We start from the raw sequence: 20,549 nt of genomic DNA, 5'->3' as shown, positions 1-20,549 counted from the left end.
AACGAAAGTATATTACTCTTTAAACAACGAGGCTCTTTGGCTTAAATCTTGAATCAATTTTTCTTCATCTTCACTTTCTAGTAAGACGTTGTATGTTTCCCAAAACTCTTTGTTATAGGGCTTAGGAGAGAAAATATCCATATCCCATTTATGTTTAAGTTCCGCACTAATTTTATCGTGATCTATGATAATATCTGAAAATAATATTTCCTGTATGGTGTAGTAGTATCGTTCCTCTTTGTTGTATTGCTCTGCAAGTAATTCCTCTTCTCTGTTTTTTGCTTTATAACCAATATTGACAAGTTTTGGTGTTTCGTAATAAATATAATTAGGATACATTTTACCTTTAAACTCCTTGTAATTGATTACTAATTTATGATTGACTTGTGTATCGAACAGACGCTTACTTCTATGTTTTTGTTCTTTTGAAGCTGCAACTAATTCATATTCCAATTTTTTTATGGCATAATTATCGTAATAGATATAGACCCAACCTTTAGCATGATAACCTTCGTTATAAATACCTTTAGTATCTAAACCTACATGGTTTTCACCTTTAGTTATTTCTATTTTATACAGTTTACGTTCATTATCCATTAAAATGGTATCCAATTTAAATTGATGAGTATCCAATATATTTTCGCCAAATAGCGCTTTTTTTCCATCTACATTTCTAAACATGTTTAGTTTGCCTTGGAATATATTTTGAAGTCCGTTAATTCTATTATCATTCCACTTAATAGCTTTCTTCAATAAGGCTGTTTTTACCTGACTCCTTTTTAGGTTTTTAGGATTTGTTCTAAATGAAGAGGTCTGATTTAAATAAGAAGTGTAAGTAAATAAACTATCTATGTCTCTTAGATCGTAACTCTTTCGCATTTGATCTACATTTATTTTTAAATGCTTTTTTGCGGGTACACTGTACCCTGAATCGTATACAGAAATAGCACTTTCTATAAGCCATTTAAACTCTCTCTTATTACGCTCTTTGTGTCTTAAAAAACCTTTTTGAATATAAGAAGAGTCTGGCATAGTCTCGGGAAGCTCTTCAATTGCTTTAAGTACAATATCGTTTCCTGTTTTTGGTCTTGGTTCTGCTTCTATTGTGACTTCATCAAGCGATGCTACTTCTTCTACTAAGTATATTGGTTCCGAAGGATCGAACTGTTCTAAAGGAATTTTTTCTGTTGAATACCCAATGGAGGACACCACCAAAGTATCTGCTATATTTTCTTTTTGAATTCTAAGTACAAATTTACCATCGGCATTTGTTACTGTTCCAATAGCTGTACTTTTAATATAAACACTGGCACTTTCAATTGGTGTTTCATTAAAAAAATCTACAACTTGATTGCTTATTTCTTTTTGTGCGAATGATATTGTAGAGCATAAAAAGAATAACAGGTAAACAATTTGACTTGGGTATTTCATGTTAAAAAAATTTATAATGTTTTTGACCTTCATTATGACCTTTCTCTATTTAAGAAGAGATTCCTACGTTATCGGAAATTTAGTGCTTCACAGCTGCTTTATACTCTTTCTTGTCAATCACCATTTTAGCGATAATCTCTCTAAGAATTTCTGAAGTTCCTCCACCAATAGGTCCTAACCTACTATCACGCAATAAGCGTGCCAATGGATACTCTTCCATATAACCATAACCTCCCAACATTTGAAGGCATTGATAAATAACATCGTCTGCCATTTTTGTAGAACGCAATTTTGAAATGGTTGCTTCTTTTACAACATATTCATTTTTATCCAATCTTGCTGCGACTGTGTAATTAAACTCTTTACACACCTCCATATCTGCAAAACAATCTGCCATTGTATGACGTAGTGCTTGAAACTTATCTATAGTTTTACCAAAAGCTTGGCGTTCTCCCATATATTTTACTGCATACTCTAAAGCAAATTCTGCTCTAGCATGTGCGTTGATTCCCATTATTAAACGTTCGAAAGCAAAGTGTTGCATAATGTATGGAAACCCTTTTCCTTCTTCTCCCATTAAATGACTTGCAGGGATGGTAACATTATCAAAAGCAATTTCACCAGTATCCGAAGCTCTCCAACCTAATTTATCTAATTTGGTTGCACTTACACCTTTAGCATCTCTATCTACAATAAAAATACTAATCCCTTTGTTACCAAGTTCTGGACTTGTTTTAGCAGCGACAACTATGTAATCGCTATAGACACCATTTGTAATGAATGTTTTTGAACCATTTAACACATAAACATCTCCTTTTTTAACAGCAGTTGTTCTCATTCCTGCAACATCACTACCTCCAAAAGGTTCGGTTACTGCCATGGCACCAATTAACTCACCAGTGATACTTTTAGCTAAGTATTTTTGTTTAACTTCTTCGCTACCTTCAGCATTTACATGAGTCATTGCTAAGTACGCATGAGCCCACATCGCAGCTGCAAAACCACCTGAATTTATTTTCTGAAGTTCTTCTAAAAAGATAACTGTGTAAAACAGATCTAAATCCATACCTCCATAAGCTTCTGGATACGCTATCCCGAAAAAGCCCATTTCACCAAATTTCTCCCAAATAAAACGCTCAATGTGTCCTGTCTTTTCCCACTTATCTATATGTGGAACAACTTCTTTTTGCAAGAAATCTGCTAAACTTTGTCTAAATAAATTATGCTCTTCAGTGAAGTATCTGCTATCCATTTTATTGTATTCTAATTTAGATGCAAATATAACTTAATTATCTCTATTTTTTTAACAGGAAAGTCTTTAACTTTTGTTAATTCATTAAGCGACTTAAAGCCCTCGTGTAGCGTCCTGTACTCTATAATATTGCGGGCAATTTCGTAATCTACAAATCTAACGATTACCAACTCTGCCTTTGTTGCTGTATTTATATTAACTTGATTAATGCGCTTTGGTGTTTTTAGGCTAAATGATTTTTTAAGCTCTTCTATCGTTTCAGGCTTTAAGCCGTAGACTTGACCTAATTCTAGTATTGAAACAAAACCATTTTGTTTTGTACGGTATTTAATAATCCGTTCCGAAAAGGCTTCACCTATGCCATAAACCTTTTGAAGCTGCAACGCTGTTGCCGTGTTTAAATCTATTTTCTCGGCTTCAGATTTTGGTTTATTAGTATTGAAAAACTTAGTGTATTGCTTTTTAGGTTTTGGGTTTGTTACCCAATCTGGAAATTTGAAATAAGGTGATATTTTATTGAATATAGAATCTGAAACTCTTGTGACTTGCTGAAACTGCTTTGCTGAATTCACCCATTGCCCCTTAGCTCTAAACTTTAAAAGCCTATTAATTTCATCACTAGACATGCCTAAAGTATAGCCTTTATAATCGGTAACAAAATTTGGATTGAAAGGATAAATTTTTGGTTTACGATTTTCAATTTCAACCAATTTTAATGAATCTATTTCTGTTTGAAATAATTGTAATTCTTTTGAATCTACTATTATTTCTTCCGAAGAAAAATTCATAAATGCATACACGCATTGCAAAGTAATGATAAGTAATAGCAATAAAAAAATCCCATTTCTTTGTTCCTTAGTGAACTTGAAATGGGACCTTATATTTTTCATAATAATATTAATATATTATTCTTTTTTAGCTTTAATGGCAGACCTATACCTTACAAGCTCTTCTTTTACTTTAGGCGCAAGAAGGACAAGACCAATCATGTTTGGAACCATCATGGCAAATACCATGGCATCCGAGAAACCAATAACAGAGCCTAAACTTGCCGCTGCACCAATAACTACAAACACACAGAAAATAACCTTATAAGTATATTCTGCCCTTTTAGAGCGTCCAAATAGGTAAGACCACCCTTGAAAACCGTAATAAGACCAAGATATCATTGAGCTAAATGCGAATAACACAACAGCTATTGTTAATACATAAGGAAACCATGAGATTGAAGATTCGAAAGCACTAGACGTTAATAATATTGCTTGAGCATCACTTCCTGGAGGATTTGATGGGTCTACAAAACCAGTAATAATTAGAACTAAAGCCGTCATTGTACAAACAACAACGGTATCTATAAATGGTTCTAATAATGCCACTAAACCTTCACTTGCTGCATATTTTGTTTTTACTGCTGCGTGCGCTATAGAAGCCGAACCAATACCTGCTTCATTCGAGAATGCTGCACGTCTAAATCCTTGAACTAATACACCAACAACACCACCAGCAATTCCTTCTGGACTAAATGCTCCATTCCATATTGCAGCGAAAGCAGAGCCTATCATATCGTATTTAGAAATGATTACAAATAGTGATGCTGCAACATAAATTACGACCATAAATGGCACAATTTTGTCGGTTACTTTTGCGATTTTCTGGATACCACCAATAATTACGATACCAACTAAAATTGCCATAACAAGACCAAATGCCCAACCATAACCATGAAGGAAAGATTGTTCTCCTCCAGTAATATTTTCTACTAATTGAAAAGCTTGATTTACTTGGAACATGTTTCCACCTCCAAAAGAGCCACCAATAACAAAAATGGCGAATAATACTGCTAACACTTTACCTAAACCACCAAGACCTTTAGATTTTAATCCTTTGGTAAGGTAATACATTGGCCCACCGTAAACGGTTCCATCTGCTTCAATATCTCTATATTTTACACCTAAAGTACATTCTACAAATTTTGATGCCATTCCTAAGAACCCAGCAATGATCATCCAAAACGTCGCTCCTGCGCCACCTATTGAAACTGCAATAGCTACACCTGCAATATTCCCTAAGCCAACCGTTGCAGATAGCGCAGCTGTTAATGCCTGAAAATGGGTTACTTCTCCTTCATGATTTTCAACTTTAATAGTTTCAATTGCATCTCCATCTGGTGATGGATCTCCAGCAACATGCAGATCTTGTACACTTTTATCATCCGCACCATCTAAATGGTCATACTTACCTCTTACAATATTAATTGAAGTTAAGAAGCCTCTAAAGTTTATAAAGTTGAAGTAAAATGTAAAATATAAAGCACCAATAATTAAAGGAAATAAAACCCAGAATACTTCTATGCCGCCACCAAAGTCAATTTTATAAAATATAATATCTACAAACCAACCTGTAGCAGAGCCAAAGGCATTATCGATTTTTTGATCGATACCAACCTCTGTTGCGTCTTGAGCAATAGACAACAGTGGTAATATTAGTGAGAAAATTGAAAGAAGATATTTCTTCATAATTTAGTTTTTGTTAGTTAATTGTTAGTTTAAGAATAGCAATATGCGAAAAATTGCTGAATTTATAAAATGCTAGTTGTTAAAAAGATTTATTCTAGTCTAAATCATAAATAGAATTAAGCTCTTGAATTTGCTCTGGTCGACCTAAAACAATAACCTTAGAATGTGGCACTAATTTTATTTCGGCTTCAGGGTTTACAATGTACTCACCATCGTTTCCTTTAAAACCAATAACGGTACAACCTGTTTTATTTCTTAAGTCTAAGTCTTTAATTGTCTTTAGTTTACCAGAAGTATTATAGAGTTTATCTACATCTATTTCTTCAATATTTACATTTTCGTTTCCGCCAATAGAAAGATTATCTATAAATTCTATTAAATCTGGAACAACTACCAAAGAAGCCATATGATCTCCTCCAATTCTATCTGGTAGAATGACATTATTAGCTCCTGCAAGTTTTAATTTTTGATATGATGTTTCTTCTGAAGCACGACTAATTATACAGGCATCTTTATTTAGTTGTCTAGCTGATAGCACTACAAATAAATTGTCTGCATCACTAGGCAAAGCAGAAATAAGAGTACTTGCTCTCTCTAAACCTGCTAACATTAGTACTTCGTCTTCATTTGCATTACCTAAAACCATTGGAACCATTTCACTTTGACTCTTTTCGAGAACCTCTTTATCTCTTTCGATAATTACAAATGGTCTATTATAGGACATTAATTTCTTTGCCGCCTGTTTTCCATTACGTCCATAACCACAAATAATGGTATGATTCTCGAAACCATCAATTTTCTTTTGCATCTTTTTTCTTTTTAAATCGTCAAGATTATTAGCACTTAAAATGTATTCTGTAATAATAGAAAGCGCGTAACCTACAATTACTACGCTAGATAGTATTAAAAACACAGTAAACATTTTTGAAATATCATCAAGTGGCTTTACTTCTCCAAAACCAACGGTTGTAATAGTTATAACCGTCATATAAACAGCATCCACCCAAGAATATCCAGAAATAAGTTTAAAACCTAAAATACCTATTAGTAAAACCATTACTAATAGTGTTAATGCCAAATATATTTTAGTTCTGAAAAACTTAAGAAGTGAATTTATCATTTTTTACAAATCGAAAACCGATGTTCTTTTAGTGTAAACTATATCCTTTATTCGCATCCAAAAAGCCATAAATAAGTATAACGCAAAACCAAATCCTACCGTTACAAATGTTAAGTACATAAAAGTGGTACGCACAATTTTTGCACGAATTCCAATTCTGTCTGCAATACGCTGACAAACATGATAGCCGTGTTTTTGAAAATATAATAATAAAGTATGTGCTAATTGCATATTGCAAGGTAATTATAAAATTCTGCTTTTTAAACTTCAAATAAATATAATTTTTCAGCGTTTAATTTCTGTTTAAAACAGCATTTCCAACTTTACATTGTAAGCATTTATTTTTATTGCAATATTCTGTTTTCAGCTGAAGTAAAGCCTGAGAATCTAGAGCTGATTTAGAAACCATTTTTAAACTATTGAATTTATTTACAATGCTATTTTTTTCTGAAGCAATCTGCCGCAGTAAATGGACAATCTCTTCGCCTATGGGCTTACCAAGTTGTTTGGCATAACTAAATTTTATTGGGATAATAGTATTAATCAAAAGCAAATCTATAAACGATTTTGTTAATCTCTTTTTTGATACTTTAGATGCTTTACTAAAAGTATAATGCGTTTCCCAAAACACAGAAGTTTCTACAGAAAACAAATTATAAAAATCCTCTAAAGTTTTGGCTGCTATAATTCTTGAAAAAAGATTGTGATGTACATAATACAAATTAGCTAATTGCGACAACCTAATGGTTGGGAAATTTGGAGGACGCAACCTAAAAAATTGTAATGGAGTTATATTTTGAGAAGACAAGCTGAATTTCTGTTTTAAAAATTGATATTCTTTTTCGAGTGCCAAATAATATGGTTCTTGGCAATCGTCTTCTAATAATTCTGCTTGACCATATAATAGCGCTTCTAAACTTAAAAGTTTGGATTGTTGTTTCCTAATTATTGAAAAATCGAACGAATTTGCAATACTTCCAAACGCTTCTCCATTTACTTTTAGGCCAAAGTTTTTAGACAACATTTTAAACAAAACGGCTTCCCAATTATTAGTGCTTTGTTCTAAGACCATTGAAATGTCGTTTGCTTTACGTTCTAAGCGTTCAAAATATAAGCGTTCTAACCAATTTGAAATGGTAAAGCTATCTATTGAGCCAAAGTCGTTCTCACAGTTTATCCATTTTTGAGTGTTGTTAAATAATTTTTGATAATTGTTTAAAGCCTCTTGAGTTACGTAGTGTTTTAATTCTAGTGTTGGTATTTCTGTGTTGTCTTTTCTAAATATTTCGGTATCATGTTCCCAAACCACATGTATAATTACGTTATCGTAATTACTATCTGTTTCGTGGTTATGCAAATACCAATCGCTCGATTTTATATGGATTTCTAGATTTCCTGCCCAAAGTTGCTTACCAATTTTTAATTGTGCATTAAAAAAATCTGGTCCTGCGTTTTGGTTGTGTTCTCCTACTTTACTAATTGTAACTAATTCTCCTGTGGTAGTTTTGAGGTTTGTAGTTATTATCTTTTTATGTTTCCAGAGGTAATGTAGAAAGTCTTCTTGCATGTTTAAATGTACAAATTTACTTAAACATTAAATTTCACTTTATTATTATTTTTTAAGCTAACTTCGTTTACTTGTGCTGAACTTGTTTCAGTATTGAACTATTTCTTTATCAATTAAATATTTTATCAAAATAGAAAAACAACCAAATGATTCAATCTTATAAGAAGAAACCGTTGCTTCAAGAAAAGTATGACACTATTATTATAGGCTCTGGAATGGGTGGTCTTGCCACTGCTGCTATTTTAGCAAAAGAAGGTCAAAAGGTATTAGTTTTAGAAAGACATTACACTGCAGGAGGCTTTACACATATTTTTAAACGTAAAGGTTACGAATGGGATGTGGGCATTCATTATATAGGTGAAGTACAAAGAGAGAACAGTATCTTAAAAAAATTGTTTGATTATGTGAGTGATGGGAACTTAAAATGGGAAGATATGGGAGACGTTTATGACCGAATTATAATTGGTGATAAACACTATGATTTTGTTAAAGGCGTTAAAAACTTTAAAGAAAAAATGATTTCCTATTTCCCTGAAGAAGAGCAAGCCATAGAAGCTTATGTTAACATGGTTTTTAAAGCCGTAAAAACGAGCAAGAACTATTATATTAGTAAAACCATGTCATCTTTAACTATTGCACTCGTTGGGCGGTTTTTAAAAAACCCATTTTACAAATATTCAGATAAAACCACATACGAAGTACTACGGTCGTTAACCAATAATGAAGACTTAATAAAAGTTTTAACTGGTCAATATGGCGATTATGGATTACCACCAAAGCAAAGTAGTTTTTCAATGCACGCCTCTGTAGCGCGACATTATTTTAATGGAGGAAGCTTTCCTATTGGAGGTTCTTCACAAATTGTTAAAACAATAGATCCTGTTATTGAAGCAGCAGGAGGAACACTATTAGTTAGTGCAGAAGTTGATGAAATTATTATAAAAAATAATACAGCAATTGGTGTACAGATGAAAAATGGAAAACACATTCTAGCTAAAAATATAGTCAGTAACGCTGGTATAATAACCACTTTCAATACATTATTACCTCCTCGTATCGTTAAAAAACATAATTTAAATAGCCATTTAAAAAAAGTAAAGCCTTCCGTAGCTCATGTTAGTTTATATATTGGATTAAAAGGTTCACCGGAAACACTTAACATTCCTAAAACAAATTATTGGGTTTATCCAGCAAAAGGAGACCATGATACTTGTGTGGAAAACTATTTAGCAGATTTATCGCAACCATTTCCAGTAGTATACATGTCTTTTCCTTGTGCTAAAGATCCAGACTGGAAAAATCGCTATCCTGATAAAAGTTCTATTGACATTATTACGTTAGTGCCTTACGAACTTTTTGAAAAATGGGAAGACTCCTCATGGAAAAAAAGAGGTGAAGATTATGAAAAAATTAAAGAAGACATTGCACAACGTCTTTTAAAGGAATTGTATAAACAATTACCACAAGTAGAAGGAAAAATAGATTGTTATGAATTGTCTACTCCACTTACCACAAAACATTTTGTTAATTACCATAAAGGTGAAGTTTACGGATTAGACCATAGTCCATCTCGTTTTAGACAATCGTTTTTAAAACCAAGAACACCTATTAAAAACTTTTACCTAACTGGACAAGACATTGTTACAGCTGGTGTTGGTGGCGCTTTGTTTTCTGGTGTTCTAACATCAATGGCAATTACTAAAAAAAATGTACTAAAAAAGATTTAAGCAAAACCATAAGTATTACTTTACAGGAAGACTGAATACCAATTGTATTGCTAAGTTTTTATTTAGTAGAAGACTATCAGATTAAATAAAGAAGATGAAAAATAAAGAAGGGTTCTGGACAATTTGCAAGGCATGTCAAGGACGCGGCAAAAGAAGCCGACGACTCCGCAAAAAAGTGCGACTCCTTCATCAGCTGGCATTAGATCAATTTGAAAAAACTAATGGAGAAGGAACGGTTCCTATTCGCCCTAAAGGCCACCTTTACTCATGCATAAACTGTTCTGGATCTGGCTTAATTTCTTCTGCTAACCATCCTAGAGTAGATAAAGAAAATTACCCACATGTCGCGATTATAGGTGGCGGTATTGGAGGAGTTGCCTTAGCTGTGGCGTGTTTGCACCGTGGAATCCCATTTACGCTTTACGAACGCGATAGTAGCTTCGATGCACGATCTCAAGGCTACGGACTTACTTTGCAACAAGCGAGTAAAGCAATAAAAGAATTGGGATTATTTTCATTGGAAGACGGAGTGGTTTCAACACGGCATGTGGTTCATACTACAGAAGGAAAAGTGATTGGCGAATGGGGCATGAGAAAATGGATGCAGTCCAATACAAACAAAGCTTTGAAACATACAAATATCCATATAGCACGACAGTCTTTGCGCTTAGCTCTGCTTGAGCAACTCGGCGGACACGATAAGGTGAATTGGGGACACCAATTATTAGATTTTAAAGAATGTAAAGGTGAACGTATTGCTCTTAGTTTTCAAGTGGACGGAAAAATTAAGAATGCCAAAGCTGATCTTGTAGTTGGTGCCGATGGTATTCGCAGTACTGTAAGGCACTTAATAATTGATGAAACCACTAGCCCATTACACTACTTAGGTTGTATTGTAATATTGGGTATTTGTCCTTTGGCAAATCTCGAAGGTATTGATAGTGCTTTATTAGACTCTGCAACGGTATTTCAAACCGCTAATGGTCATGAGCGTATCTATATGATGCCTTATACCTTAGACTCGGTAATGTGGCAACTTAGTTTTCCAATGTTAGAAAAAGAAGCTAAAGCACTAAGTGCTCAAGGTCCTCAAGCACTCAAGGCAGAAGCTTGCCGCAGAACGCAATGGCACGAACCTATTCCTCAAATTTTAACAGCGACTCTAGAAGCTCAAGTTTCTGGTTATCCTGTATACGACCGAGAATTACTCGATTCAAAATTGCTCGAGAAATCTGGTCAAGTAACGCTATTAGGAGATGCAGCGCACCCAATGAGTCCGTTTAAAGGACAAGGTGCTAATCAAGCACTGCTGGATGCGTTGGCACTGGCTCGAGGAATCTCTTTAGGATGTAGACCTTTATCGCAATGGAGAGAAGCTGGAATAAGAAAAAGCGTTTTGACTGATTTCGAATTAGAAATGATAGAACGTAGTGCTCCTAAAGTAAAAGATTCTGCTGCTGCTGCAAAGTTCCTACATTCTGAGATTGTTCTCCATGAAGGTAATGCGCCCAGAGGAAGGTACTTAAATAAACACGTTTAAACGTACCTGTTTTCAAGTAGGACAAACTTAACTTTATCAAAAAAACCACTAACTTCGTCTAACATCTGATAAAAAACATTGAAACGCTTTTTTATCAATGTGACGTTGGCAGTAATTAAAAAAACTGGGGAGCCGAAAACTGAATTAAATAAACAAAAAAATAAAATAAAAAATGGAGAATTTACATTTGGAGACTTTCAAAGCACAAGCACAAGGGAATGGTTGGCCAACTAAAGTAGAAATTATAAATACAGAATGGAAGCTTCAATTGGATGAACCTATTGAAGATGGTGGATTAAATTCTGGTCCAAATCCCATGCAATATTTTACGGCTTCCCTAGCTGGATGTCAAAATGAACAAGCTCAGGTTGTTGCTGAAGAACTCTCTTTAAATATTGAACAAATTAATATAAATATTGAAATTGATCTTGATCTTTCTGGTTTTATGGGAACATCAGATAATTCAAATGGAAGTTACAAGAATGTTCGACTTGATACCATAGTACAAGGACAAGTAACTGATGAACAAATCAGAAGCTTGGGGCAAAAAGTTGATGCACGTTGTCCAATATTAGCCTTACTTCGCACAAGTGGATGTAAAATTGATAGTCATTGGAGCAAAAAATAACTACTGCCAACAACGTGTATAACCCATTGTTTGCTTTGTGTGTACTCGGAAAATCCTGCGGATTTTCCTCTGGTTCGTTTCTTTTTGCTAATTTAGTCCTAAACCAAAACAACGTGCCATACACATCACGTTAGACGAACCTTCAAAACATTATATAAAAAAAGCACAGTTATTAAACTGTGCTTTTGCTTTTTCTATATTTTATGAGATTGCCACGTCCTTCGTCCTCGCAATGACAATGTAATGAGATTGCCATACTTCGACTGCGCTCAGCACGAGCTAAAAACGCCTCGCAATGACACTAATCTATATAACCCATCTCACGCATCCAATCGTCGTTAAACATTTTACCTATATAACGCGAACCATGATCGTGAAATAATACAACAACAACATCGTCTTTTGTAAAGTGTTCTTTTAATTGTAGCACACCTTTTATAGCTGCTCCTGCACTATTACCCAAAAACATACCTTCTTCTTTACTTAAGCGTTGGGTATATACTGCGGCATCTTTGTCTGTTACTTTTGTAAAACCATCTATAACGCCAAAATTTACATTGAGTGGTAATATGTCTTCTCCAATACCTTCGGTTACATAAGGATAGATTTCTTTTTCATCGAACTCTCCTGTTTCGTGGTATTTTTTAAATACCGAACCATAAGTATCTATTCCCCAAATTTTAATGTTTGGATTTTTCATTTTTAGGTAACTTCCAACACCCGAAATTGTACCACCTGTTCCAACACCAACAACAAAGTGTGTTATTTTACCATCGGTTTGTTCCCAAATTTCTGGTCCTGTACTTTTAAAATGTGCTTTACAATTACTAGGGTTATCGTATTGGTTTACATACCAAGAGTTTGGTGTTTCTTCTCCTAATCTTTTTGATACTGAGTAGTACGATCTTGGATCTTCTGGTTCTACTGCTGTTGGGCAAACTACAACCTCTGCGCCTACTGCGCGTAAAATATCTACTTTTTCTTTAGACTGCTTATCTGCCATTACAAAAATACATTTGTAGCCTTTTATTATGGCTGCTAATGCTAATCCCATTCCTGTGTTTCCAGAAGTTCCTTCTATAATGGTACCTCCTGGTTTTAATCTACCGTCTGCTTCTGCATCTTCAATCATTTGTAATGCCATACGATCTTTAACCGAGTTTCCTGGATTAAAGGTTTCGTATTTAGAAAGTACCAAACATGGTAGCTCTGCTGTTAGTTTGTTTATTTTTACTAATGGCGTGTTACCTATAGTTCCAAGAATGTTTTCTGCGTATTGCATGTCTGTTTTTTTTTGCTTTTGATTTTGCAAAAGTAGAAAATATGATTGTAATATTTTTTTTTATGGCTGTTCATTTTTCTTTGATGCAAATTATGTAGTAATCATGAGATCCAAAAGGCTAGCTAAAGGTGAATAAACGAAGCAAAAACAAGTCTAACTCAGGAAATTCCTGAGGGGCATTCGCTTTTACTTTGGAATAGCAAGCACTTTTAATTGTTACTAAAGGCGTACTCGATTACTTTCAAGTTTACCTGGATAAAAAACCTTAACTGATTAAGACCGCGTTAGGGATTACTCGCTCATTCTTACTTGATAAATAAGTACTAGTGATTGCTTCGCAGTAAAAGCTTTGTTGAAGCTCCTCGCAGAGAGCGACTGCCGAAAGCCCGACCTTTAGGTAACGCCCAACTTGAAAATTAAGTTCTGACTGCTTTACAATCTACTCGAAACGCATTGCTTTTACGGGAGATATTTTTGTAATGATATACGATGGAATTAATAACATGGCTAAACAGAGAACAAATGTACCTAGGTTTAAGAGTATAATATAATCGAGATTTATATACACTGGAATGGTTGTCATGTAATATTCTTCTGGGTTTGGAAAACTTAGAAAGCCAAACTGTTTTTGAGAATACAGCAAGCCTAAACCTATTAAATTTCCCCAAAACAAACCTACCAATATGAGATAGGTTGCATTGTAAACAAAGATTTTTCTAATACTATTATTACTATTCCCTAGGGCTTTTAGAATCCCTATCATTTGTGTGCGCTCTAGTATTAATACTAATAGTGCTGTTACCATATTAATACCTGCAACAAGAATCATGATGCCAATAATACCAATAATGTTTTTATCGAAAATACCAATCCACTCGAATATTGTACCAAATTTTTTCTTTACCGAAACGGTATTTAATGTTGATGGTGTGTTTTTAAAAATTTCTATTGCTTTAGCATCTAAGGCATCGAAATCGTCTATAAAAACTTCAAAATTACCTATTTGGTCTGGTTCCCATTTATTTAACCTTTGAATATGCTTTAGGTCTCCAATAACAAATTGTTGATCGAACTCTTTAAAACCAGAGTTATAAATGCCAACTATGCTATACGCAAGAGGTCTTGGAAGTTTGTTTGAGTCTTTGCTTAAAAAATACGCGTTTACTTTATCGCCAACTTTTAGATTGAGTCTCTTTGCAAAATATTGAGATATTAAAAGGTCTTCGTTTCGCTTTTTGGTATAGTCTGGCAGAACACCTTCAACTAAAAACTCTTGTAAATACTGCCAATGGTAATCTCCACCAACACCTTTTATTACAACAAACTCGAAAGTATCTGGTTGCCTTAAAACTGCATATCTTGTAGCAACACCTTGCACATGTGTAACGCCTTCTACACTATTAAAATCTGGATAAAAATCTTGATTTATAGAAATTGGGTTTTCGCTTTCTTGAGAGTTATTAGTATCATACTTACTAATTGTTGCGTGACCATTAAAGGCTACAACTTTATCTCTTATTTTTTGCTGAAGGCCCATTCCTGTAGCAATAGCAATCATCATAACGATAATACCAAGCGCAATTGCAACAATTCCAATTTTTATTATTGGTGCAGATATACTACTTTTATACGCTTTACTATCAATAATGCGTTTAGCTATAAAATATTCGAAATTCAAAAAAGTTATGAGTGTACAATTAATGTGGTGTAAAAATACAGTTTTATTATTTCTTTTATTAGGAATTTCTTGCGGAAAGACTAATACGCGTGATGTAAAAAGTGATACGCTAGATGTTGTCGCTTTAAGTAATGTCTCTAATGATAAGATTGGGAAACCGGCTAGGAATGAAAAAACCATAATAACTGGTGCAAACCAAACGGAAGCGTATTTGAAACTATTAAAAGGCAAGCGTGTTGGAATTGTTGCTAACCAAACGAGTGTTATTTTTAAGGATGAGATTGCTTCGTCACTTACTACTGGCAATGACAATTACATTCATTTAATAGATTCTTTAAAAGCATTGAATGTTGATATTAAAAAAGTGTTTTCACCAGAACATGGTTTTAGAGGAAATGTAGATGCAGGAGAATTAGTGAAAGATGGTTTGGATACTAAAACAGGTTTCCCAATTGTATCTCTTTACGGCAAAAACAAAAAGCCTTCTAATGAACAATTAAAAGGTTTAGACGTTGTCGTTTTTGATATTCAAGATGTTGGCGTGCGCTTTTACACTTACATTTCCACATTACATTATGTTATGGAAGCTTGCGCGGAAAACAATATTTCTGTTATCGTTTTAGATAGGCCAAATCCTAATGGTAATTATGTAGATGGGCCAACAATGGAAACAGAACATACTAGCTTTTTAGGCATGCATACTATACCTCTTGTTCATGGTTTAACTATTGGAGAATACGCGACAATGCTTAATGGAGAAAAATGGCTAGCAAATAGCATTAAGTGTGATTTAACTATAGTTAAAATGAAGAACTACACGCATGACATGACCTATAGCTTACCTCAGCGACCATCACCAAATTTACCAAATGATCAATCCATAAAACTATATCCATCATTAGGCTTATTTGAAGGCACAACAATTAATGCTGGTCGTGGTACAGAATTTCAGTTTCAACGTTATGGAGCACCTTCTTTAGACAGTACAGTTTTCAATTTCACATATGCACCAAAAGAAAACTTTGGTGCCAAATTCCCAAAACACAAAAACAAATTATGTTATGGTGAAGATCTTTCTAATATTAAAACTAAAAATAATGTAACATTAAAATATATTATTAAGGCCTATAATAATAGTACAACTAAGAAGACCTTTTTTAAGACCGCTTCTTTTACAAAACATGCTGGTACAGCTAAGTTACAACAACAAATTATTGATGGTTGGGATGAATCAAAAATAAAAGCCACCTGGAAAGATGGCTTAGATAATTTTAAAAAAATTAGAAATAAATATTTACTTTATAATATTTTATAACTAAACACTAAACTAAGGTTGCTGAGTTTACTCGTTTCATTTGATACTTTTGTTAACTTATCGAAGAGAGTATATCTTAATTCTAAACCATAATTTGAATGCGTTATTCCTGCTCCAATTATATAATTAAACTGAGATGGATTATCAAATTCGAATTCAAATTCTTTTTGTTGTCCACTTGAAAATGTAGTCTCGGTAACAACATTGTTTTGAGAAACAACAAATGACCTCCCAATACCAAAGTTTAAAAATGGACTTGTGATTTCGCTTTTTGTTAAAAACTTATATCTAAATAAAATATTAACATTTATTGTGCTAAACTCTAATTCAAAAGGATCGTAAGTTCTAAATAAATTTTTCTTTTCGTTCTTTTCTGATAAAGAGTATTTATTGTAAGTTGCCTCTGTATATAAAGACCACTTTTGTCTATTTTTAGTTAAAAGAAATTCATAAGCTAAACCTACAAAAGGATTTACAGACGAGCTTCCTTTAAAATCTTTAGCATAAAACCTAATTGATTCTACAGTAAAAGTTGAAAAGTTCGCTCCTGCTGTTGCGTAGAACTTTCCTTTTTTACTACTCAAATCTTTAGTGTAGTTGTCTTTTGGCACTGAAGTTCCTGTACACATATTATACTTCCCTACAATATTAGATAGTGATTTTCTTTTATATTCTAAGTTATTAGATATTTTAAAAGAAGAACAGTCTGATAGAAATACATTTAATTCTCCTAGGTATTTTCTATTCTTACTAATGTCTCCAGTTTTAAAGTCAATTAAAATTCGGTTTGTTAACTCCATAAAAACGTCACCTTTCTCAGCAAAATAATGTGGTCTTGAGTCATAATATTCATAAAGGCTAACTTCCCCAAGTTGTAAAACGTTTAAAAACACACGTGTATTTTTAAACTCGGCTTTATGACTTCTTGTTAACCTCTGTAAATTTTGTTCTGTAACATCTAAAGTTACCTCTCTTGAAATAAATTTATCGTCTTCAACTTCGAACTCAAGAATATCTTTTGGAGATAATTTTTCAATATTCTCATTCACTTTAAACTCTATTTCATCTGGTATTATCTTCCAGTCTTGATAGTTTATCATACCTGTTTTTATACTTCCATCCATACTGGTAACAGTTCCTGGAATAAAGTTTTCCTGCGAAAATGCAACAGCAGTAAAGAGTAAAAGTAATAATGTAATTTTTTTCATAATCGTTTTTTAGTTATTGAAAATCCAAAGTGTAAATTTTAGACTACAATAATAATAATAATAATAATAACTTATACTATTTAAGTAAGCTTTCAATATTTATGAAAAGGTTGTTTTAAAAGATGCTTTAAACTACCATTTTCTTGAGCATTAGGAAACGTATCTACTCCATAGATTATTTTTGCTCTATCTAAGTACATATAAGTACCAAAAATGTGATCCCAAATTGAGAAGATATTGCCATAATTAGAATCTGTATAAGGCAACTTATAATGATGATGTACTTTGTGCATATCTGGAGACACTATTATATAACTTAATAGTTTATCTAACTGCTTTGGCATTTTAATATTAGCATGTGTAAATTGAGTAAACACTAAAGACATAGACTGATACAACATTACTATCCCAATGGGTGCACCTATAATAAAAACACCTGCTAAAGTGAATATAAAACGAATAACACTCTCTAAAGGATGATGCCTATTTGCAGATGTAGTATCTACTTCATGATCGCTATGGTGAACCAAATGAACCATCCATAACACACTAATTTTATGCTCTGTAAAATGCGCCAAATATGCACCTACAAAATCTAATAGCAATACGCCTAAAATAACATATAACCAAAATGGCATTTCTGGCAGCCAATTAATAATTCCAAAATGATTTAAGTTAACCCAATCTGCTGTTTCCACTAGAACAAAAGCCAATGCAAAATTAATGATGATGGTTGTTAACGTAAAAAATAAATTAGGCAATGCATGCTTCCATTTTTTATACTTAAAATTGAATAATGGTAATAGTCCTTCTAATAGCCAAAATAAAGTAATACCACCAACGAGAAGAATACTTCTGTGTAGTGTTGGAATGTTTTCAAAATAGGTGATTATGTTTTCCAAGTGTTTTTGATTTAAAGATAATCAAATTTTCTTGCGAAGATTATTGACTAACAACTGAATATTGAAATCTGAATTTTCATACTGAGACTAGCCGATTTTACATAGAGGTTTACGGCGGATTACTTTTGTTTTCCTGTGAGTACCTAAACTCCTTATCTGACTCTTTTCCGGAGGAAAAGACACCGTTTCGAGATTACTATAAACTGATATTTGCTTCTTTTTTTAAAAACTAAAAATCTTCAAATTGACTGACGACTGATGACTGATGACTGAGAACTACAACTTAATACGTTCTTTCATCTTCTCAACAATATTAAAAGCTGCAGGACAAATAGCAACATTTTGCAAGGTTAAATTAGAAATCTGCTGAAACTTTTTTCTATCGGTATGTGGGAACTCGCTACAAGCTTTTGGTCTCACTTCGTATATTGAGCAATAGTTATCTGCGCCTAAAAACGTACAAGGCACGCTCTGCAATACGTAATCATTATCCTCATCTACTCTTAAAAACTGTTCGATAAACTTTTGAGTCTTCATTTTAAAATGCTTAGCTATCCTAGTAACATCTCTATCTGTAAATAAAGGTCCAGTCGTTTTACAACAATTAGCACAGTCTAGACAATCGGTTTTCCGGAATTCTTGTTCGTGTAATTCCTGCATGATATAATCCAATTGTTTTGGCGGCTTTTTTTTAAGCTTTGTAAAAAAGATTTTATTTTCCTTATGCTTATCTTTGGCCAGCTTTGGGAGATTGTTGATGATGTCTTGCATGGTGTAAAAATATGATTTTCGTTATTACGAAGCAGGAATGACTGAAATAATCTTTAAAAATGGAACTATAAATTAATAGATTGCCACGATGAAAGTCGCGCAATGACAATTATATGACAAAAGACTTATTTGGAAAAGCTTTACTAGATTTTTACAACGGAAACGTTTCCGAAGATATTATTACGTCTACAAATATTTCTGATGAAGATGTTTTACCTCTAGATTATCTATTTAGAAATTATTCTGAAATGCCTAAACTAGAGCAAGAAGCTCTAAAACTTACCCAAGGATATGTTTTAGATGTAGGCTGCGGTGCCGGAAGTCATAGTTTATATCTCCAGAAAAAAGAATTAGAGGTGAAAGCTATTGATATTTCTAAAGGCGCTATTGAAGTATGTAAAAAAAGAGGCGTATTAAATGCTAATTTACTTTCGCTTTTAGACGAAAAAGAAACTTTCGATACTATCCTTCTATTAATGAATGGTACTGGGGTTTTTCAAACTTTAAAAGCTTTACCTCAATATTTAGAGCATTTAAAAAGCTTGTTGAATAAAAATGGACAAATCCTGATTGACTCTAGCGATATTAAATACATGTATGAAGATGAAGATGGCGGGTTTTGGCAAGATCTAAATTCTGGATATTATGGTGAATTAGATTATTTTTTAAAATATAAAGATGAAGAAGAAACACCAATAAAGTGGTTGTATCTTGATTTTAGTACTTTAAAAATGGCGTGTGCTTCGGCTGGATTACAATGTGAATTATTAGCTGAAGGTGACCATTTTAATTATTTAGCTAAGCTTAGTATTTAATAGCTTTAGGCATTTAATTTAAAACTCAAAAAAGCCCTTATAAATTATACCCTTTATCTGATAGTACAGCAATAAAATTACGATAAGTAGCACTCTTCCATAATTCGGAAATTTTACTCATTGAGGCGTTCATAGACTCTTGAGAGCCTAAAATCTTCTGTCCCGTTTCGCTTTCATAAAATGTGTTTAAAACAACTTTATCCCCTTTTGTTAAAGCATCTGTAAGAAACATATTTTTTCCCGCTTTAGAAGTGTATAGGTTATTCATGTTTTTTACATCTTGATGTGTAAAGTGATCTGTATAGGCAGAAACTATCATTTGTACCAATTCATCCATTGCTTCATTTTTGCCTTTTTTCACTTCTATCCAAATGGTATCTGGGACATTAGCATCTGCAAATTGTACTGTAAGCATAGTATACATTTGCTGCATTACATCTTCGAAGTGGGACATTGTACCATTACTTTTAATACACTCTTTAACATCTTCGCTAAAGGCATCTACTTGAGCAAAACTTAATGTCGATAAGCTTAAAAACAATACTATAAACAATCTTTTCATGTATTTGTTTTTGTTTTTTCCCATGGTCACTTGCTATTCGCTATTCATTATTCACTTGAATTAAAAAAAATGTTGAATATGCTCGTTTCATTGATTTGTATTCCAAAGTAAATTACTGAACCACAATATTCCCATAATATCGCGATTTAAGATTTTATAATTGGCATACTTCCCTGCTTCTTCACTTCCTTTTTAAAATTATCACAACCGAATATTATTAAAAGCGCAATAATTA

Annotated in this window: 18 protein-coding genes; 5 read left to right on the top strand and 13 right to left on the bottom strand. The window is 33.2% G+C overall.

Annotated features, from left to right (window positions below; translation table 11 throughout):
* Positions 1-12: 12 nt before the first annotated feature.
* The 7 genes from RH82_RS08865 to RH82_RS08835 form a co-directional block, all read right to left on the bottom strand.
* Positions 13-1,431 carry a carboxypeptidase-like regulatory domain-containing protein gene (locus tag RH82_RS08865; protein WP_034059970.1) on the bottom strand — a complete coding sequence of 473 codons (1,419 nt, stop codon included), beginning with the start codon at positions 1,429-1,431 and terminating at the stop codon, positions 13-15.
* Positions 1,432-1,510: 79 nt separating this feature from the next.
* Positions 1,511-2,683, bottom strand: a complete 1,173-nt coding sequence (locus tag RH82_RS08860; protein WP_034059967.1) for an acyl-CoA dehydrogenase family protein — start codon at positions 2,681-2,683, stop codon at positions 1,511-1,513.
* 11 nt (positions 2,684-2,694) lie between these two features.
* Positions 2,695-3,471: a ComEA family DNA-binding protein gene (locus tag RH82_RS08855; protein WP_241148028.1), complete on the bottom strand. Its 777-nt coding sequence runs from the start codon at positions 3,469-3,471 to the stop codon at positions 2,695-2,697.
* Positions 3,472-3,588: 117 nt separating this feature from the next.
* Positions 3,589-5,199 carry an alanine/glycine:cation symporter family protein gene (locus tag RH82_RS08850; RefSeq protein WP_034059963.1) on the bottom strand — a complete coding sequence of 537 codons (1,611 nt, stop codon included), beginning with the start codon at positions 5,197-5,199 and terminating at the stop codon, positions 3,589-3,591.
* A 94-nt stretch (positions 5,200-5,293) separates the two neighbouring features.
* Positions 5,294-6,319, bottom strand: a complete 1,026-nt coding sequence (locus tag RH82_RS08845; protein ID WP_034059962.1) for a potassium channel family protein — start codon at positions 6,317-6,319, stop codon at positions 5,294-5,296.
* Between the two features lie 3 nt (positions 6,320-6,322).
* Entirely contained in the window at positions 6,323-6,550 is a 228-nt protein-coding gene (locus RH82_RS08840; RefSeq protein ID WP_034059960.1) for a PspC domain-containing protein, read from the bottom strand.
* Between the two features lie 61 nt (positions 6,551-6,611).
* On the bottom strand, positions 6,612-7,886 hold the full coding sequence (locus tag RH82_RS08835) for a DUF2851 family protein (RefSeq protein WP_034059957.1): 1,275 nt from the start codon (positions 7,884-7,886) through the stop codon (positions 6,612-6,614).
* Between the two features lie 146 nt (positions 7,887-8,032).
* On the opposite strand from RH82_RS08835, the gene RH82_RS08830 reads away from it, so the two are divergent.
* From RH82_RS08830 to RH82_RS17820, 3 genes are all read left to right on the top strand, one after another.
* Complete coding sequence (locus RH82_RS08830) at positions 8,033-9,613, top strand: phytoene desaturase family protein (RefSeq protein ID WP_034059955.1); 1,581 nt, start codon at positions 8,033-8,035, stop codon at positions 9,611-9,613.
* A gap of 94 nt (positions 9,614-9,707) precedes the next feature.
* Positions 9,708-11,153: an FAD-dependent oxidoreductase gene (locus tag RH82_RS08825; protein ID WP_034059953.1), complete on the top strand. Its 1,446-nt coding sequence runs from the start codon at positions 9,708-9,710 to the stop codon at positions 11,151-11,153.
* A gap of 172 nt (positions 11,154-11,325) precedes the next feature.
* Positions 11,326-11,781 (top strand): OsmC family protein, encoded by a 456-nt coding sequence (locus tag RH82_RS17820; RefSeq protein WP_052158280.1) that lies wholly within the window; start codon positions 11,326-11,328, stop codon positions 11,779-11,781.
* A 301-nt stretch (positions 11,782-12,082) separates the two neighbouring features.
* Here the strand turns inward: RH82_RS17820 and RH82_RS08815 are convergent, their stop codons facing one another.
* Both RH82_RS08815 and RH82_RS08810 read right to left on the bottom strand, forming a co-directional pair.
* Positions 12,083-13,063, bottom strand: coding sequence for a PLP-dependent cysteine synthase family protein (locus RH82_RS08815; RefSeq protein WP_034059951.1), 981 nt, complete (start codon positions 13,061-13,063; stop codon positions 12,083-12,085).
* Positions 13,064-13,502: 439 nt separating this feature from the next.
* Positions 13,503-14,741 (bottom strand): ABC transporter permease, encoded by a 1,239-nt coding sequence (locus RH82_RS08810; protein ID WP_034059949.1) that lies wholly within the window; start codon positions 14,739-14,741, stop codon positions 13,503-13,505.
* A 7-nt stretch (positions 14,742-14,748) separates the two neighbouring features.
* Here RH82_RS08810 and RH82_RS08805 point away from each other — a divergent pair, with 7 nt between their 5' ends.
* Positions 14,749-16,056: an exo-beta-N-acetylmuramidase NamZ family protein gene (locus RH82_RS08805; protein WP_034060029.1), complete on the top strand. Its 1,308-nt coding sequence runs from the start codon at positions 14,749-14,751 to the stop codon at positions 16,054-16,056.
* Here RH82_RS08805 and RH82_RS08800 read toward each other — a convergent pair.
* The 3 genes from RH82_RS08800 to RH82_RS08790 form a co-directional block, all read right to left on the bottom strand.
* Positions 16,041-17,264: a porin family protein gene (locus RH82_RS08800; RefSeq protein ID WP_034059948.1), complete on the bottom strand. Its 1,224-nt coding sequence runs from the start codon at positions 17,262-17,264 to the stop codon at positions 16,041-16,043. The two genes, RH82_RS08805 and RH82_RS08800, sit on opposite strands and share 16 nt — an antisense overlap.
* 92 nt (positions 17,265-17,356) lie before the next feature.
* Positions 17,357-18,166, bottom strand: coding sequence for a sterol desaturase family protein (locus RH82_RS08795; protein WP_034059947.1), 810 nt, complete (start codon positions 18,164-18,166; stop codon positions 17,357-17,359).
* A gap of 276 nt (positions 18,167-18,442) precedes the next feature.
* Positions 18,443-18,937: a YkgJ family cysteine cluster protein gene (locus RH82_RS08790; protein ID WP_034059946.1), complete on the bottom strand. Its 495-nt coding sequence runs from the start codon at positions 18,935-18,937 to the stop codon at positions 18,443-18,445.
* Between the two features lie 113 nt (positions 18,938-19,050).
* On the opposite strand from RH82_RS08790, the gene RH82_RS08785 reads away from it, so the two are divergent.
* The gene (locus RH82_RS08785; protein WP_034059944.1) at positions 19,051-19,752 is read left to right on the top strand and encodes a class I SAM-dependent methyltransferase; all 702 of its coding nucleotides are present in this window, start codon (positions 19,051-19,053) and stop codon (positions 19,750-19,752) included.
* A gap of 37 nt (positions 19,753-19,789) precedes the next feature.
* Here the strand turns inward: RH82_RS08785 and RH82_RS08780 are convergent, their stop codons facing one another.
* Positions 19,790-20,314 carry a DUF2059 domain-containing protein gene (locus tag RH82_RS08780; RefSeq protein WP_162182453.1) on the bottom strand — a complete coding sequence of 175 codons (525 nt, stop codon included), beginning with the start codon at positions 20,312-20,314 and terminating at the stop codon, positions 19,790-19,792.
* Between the last annotated feature and the right edge of the window lie 235 nt (positions 20,315-20,549).

It is taken from the genome of Lacinutrix jangbogonensis (genome assembly GCF_000797445.1).
Taxonomy (GTDB): domain Bacteria; phylum Bacteroidota; class Bacteroidia; order Flavobacteriales; family Flavobacteriaceae; genus Lacinutrix; species Lacinutrix jangbogonensis.
Note: the sequence above shows the minus strand (reverse complement) of the source record. Positions and strands in the feature narration are given on the sequence as shown.

Excerpts from the sequence above, each read along its gene's own strand:
- RH82_RS08865 (WP_034059970.1), bottom strand. The coding sequence starts at position 1,431 with ATGAAATACCCAAGTCAAATTGTTTACCTGTTATTCTTTTTATGCTCT.
- RH82_RS08860 (WP_034059967.1), bottom strand. The coding sequence starts at position 2,683 with ATGGATAGCAGATACTTCACTGAAGAGCATAATTTATTTAGACAAAGT.
- RH82_RS08855 (WP_241148028.1), bottom strand. The coding sequence starts at position 3,471 with ATGAATTTTTCTTCGGAAGAAATAATAGTAGATTCAAAAGAATTACAA.
- RH82_RS08850 (WP_034059963.1), bottom strand. The coding sequence starts at position 5,199 with ATGAAGAAATATCTTCTTTCAATTTTCTCACTAATATTACCACTGTTG.
- RH82_RS08845 (WP_034059962.1), bottom strand. The coding sequence starts at position 6,319 with ATGATAAATTCACTTCTTAAGTTTTTCAGAACTAAAATATATTTGGCA.
- RH82_RS08840 (WP_034059960.1), bottom strand. The coding sequence starts at position 6,550 with ATGCAATTAGCACATACTTTATTATTATATTTTCAAAAACACGGCTAT.
- RH82_RS08835 (WP_034059957.1), bottom strand. The coding sequence starts at position 7,886 with ATGCAAGAAGACTTTCTACATTACCTCTGGAAACATAAAAAGATAATA.
- RH82_RS08830 (WP_034059955.1), top strand. The coding sequence starts at position 8,033 with ATGATTCAATCTTATAAGAAGAAACCGTTGCTTCAAGAAAAGTATGAC.
- RH82_RS08825 (WP_034059953.1), top strand. The coding sequence starts at position 9,708 with ATGAAAAATAAAGAAGGGTTCTGGACAATTTGCAAGGCATGTCAAGGA.
- RH82_RS17820 (WP_052158280.1), top strand. The coding sequence starts at position 11,326 with ATGGAGAATTTACATTTGGAGACTTTCAAAGCACAAGCACAAGGGAAT.
- RH82_RS08815 (WP_034059951.1), bottom strand. The coding sequence starts at position 13,063 with ATGCAATACGCAGAAAACATTCTTGGAACTATAGGTAACACGCCATTA.
- RH82_RS08805 (WP_034060029.1), top strand. The coding sequence starts at position 14,749 with ATGAGTGTACAATTAATGTGGTGTAAAAATACAGTTTTATTATTTCTT.
- RH82_RS08800 (WP_034059948.1), bottom strand. The coding sequence starts at position 17,264 with ATGAAAAAAATTACATTATTACTTTTACTCTTTACTGCTGTTGCATTT.
- RH82_RS08790 (WP_034059946.1), bottom strand. The coding sequence starts at position 18,937 with ATGCAAGACATCATCAACAATCTCCCAAAGCTGGCCAAAGATAAGCAT.
- RH82_RS08785 (WP_034059944.1), top strand. The coding sequence starts at position 19,051 with ATGACAAAAGACTTATTTGGAAAAGCTTTACTAGATTTTTACAACGGA.
- RH82_RS08780 (WP_162182453.1), bottom strand. The coding sequence starts at position 20,314 with ATGAAAAGATTGTTTATAGTATTGTTTTTAAGCTTATCGACATTAAGT.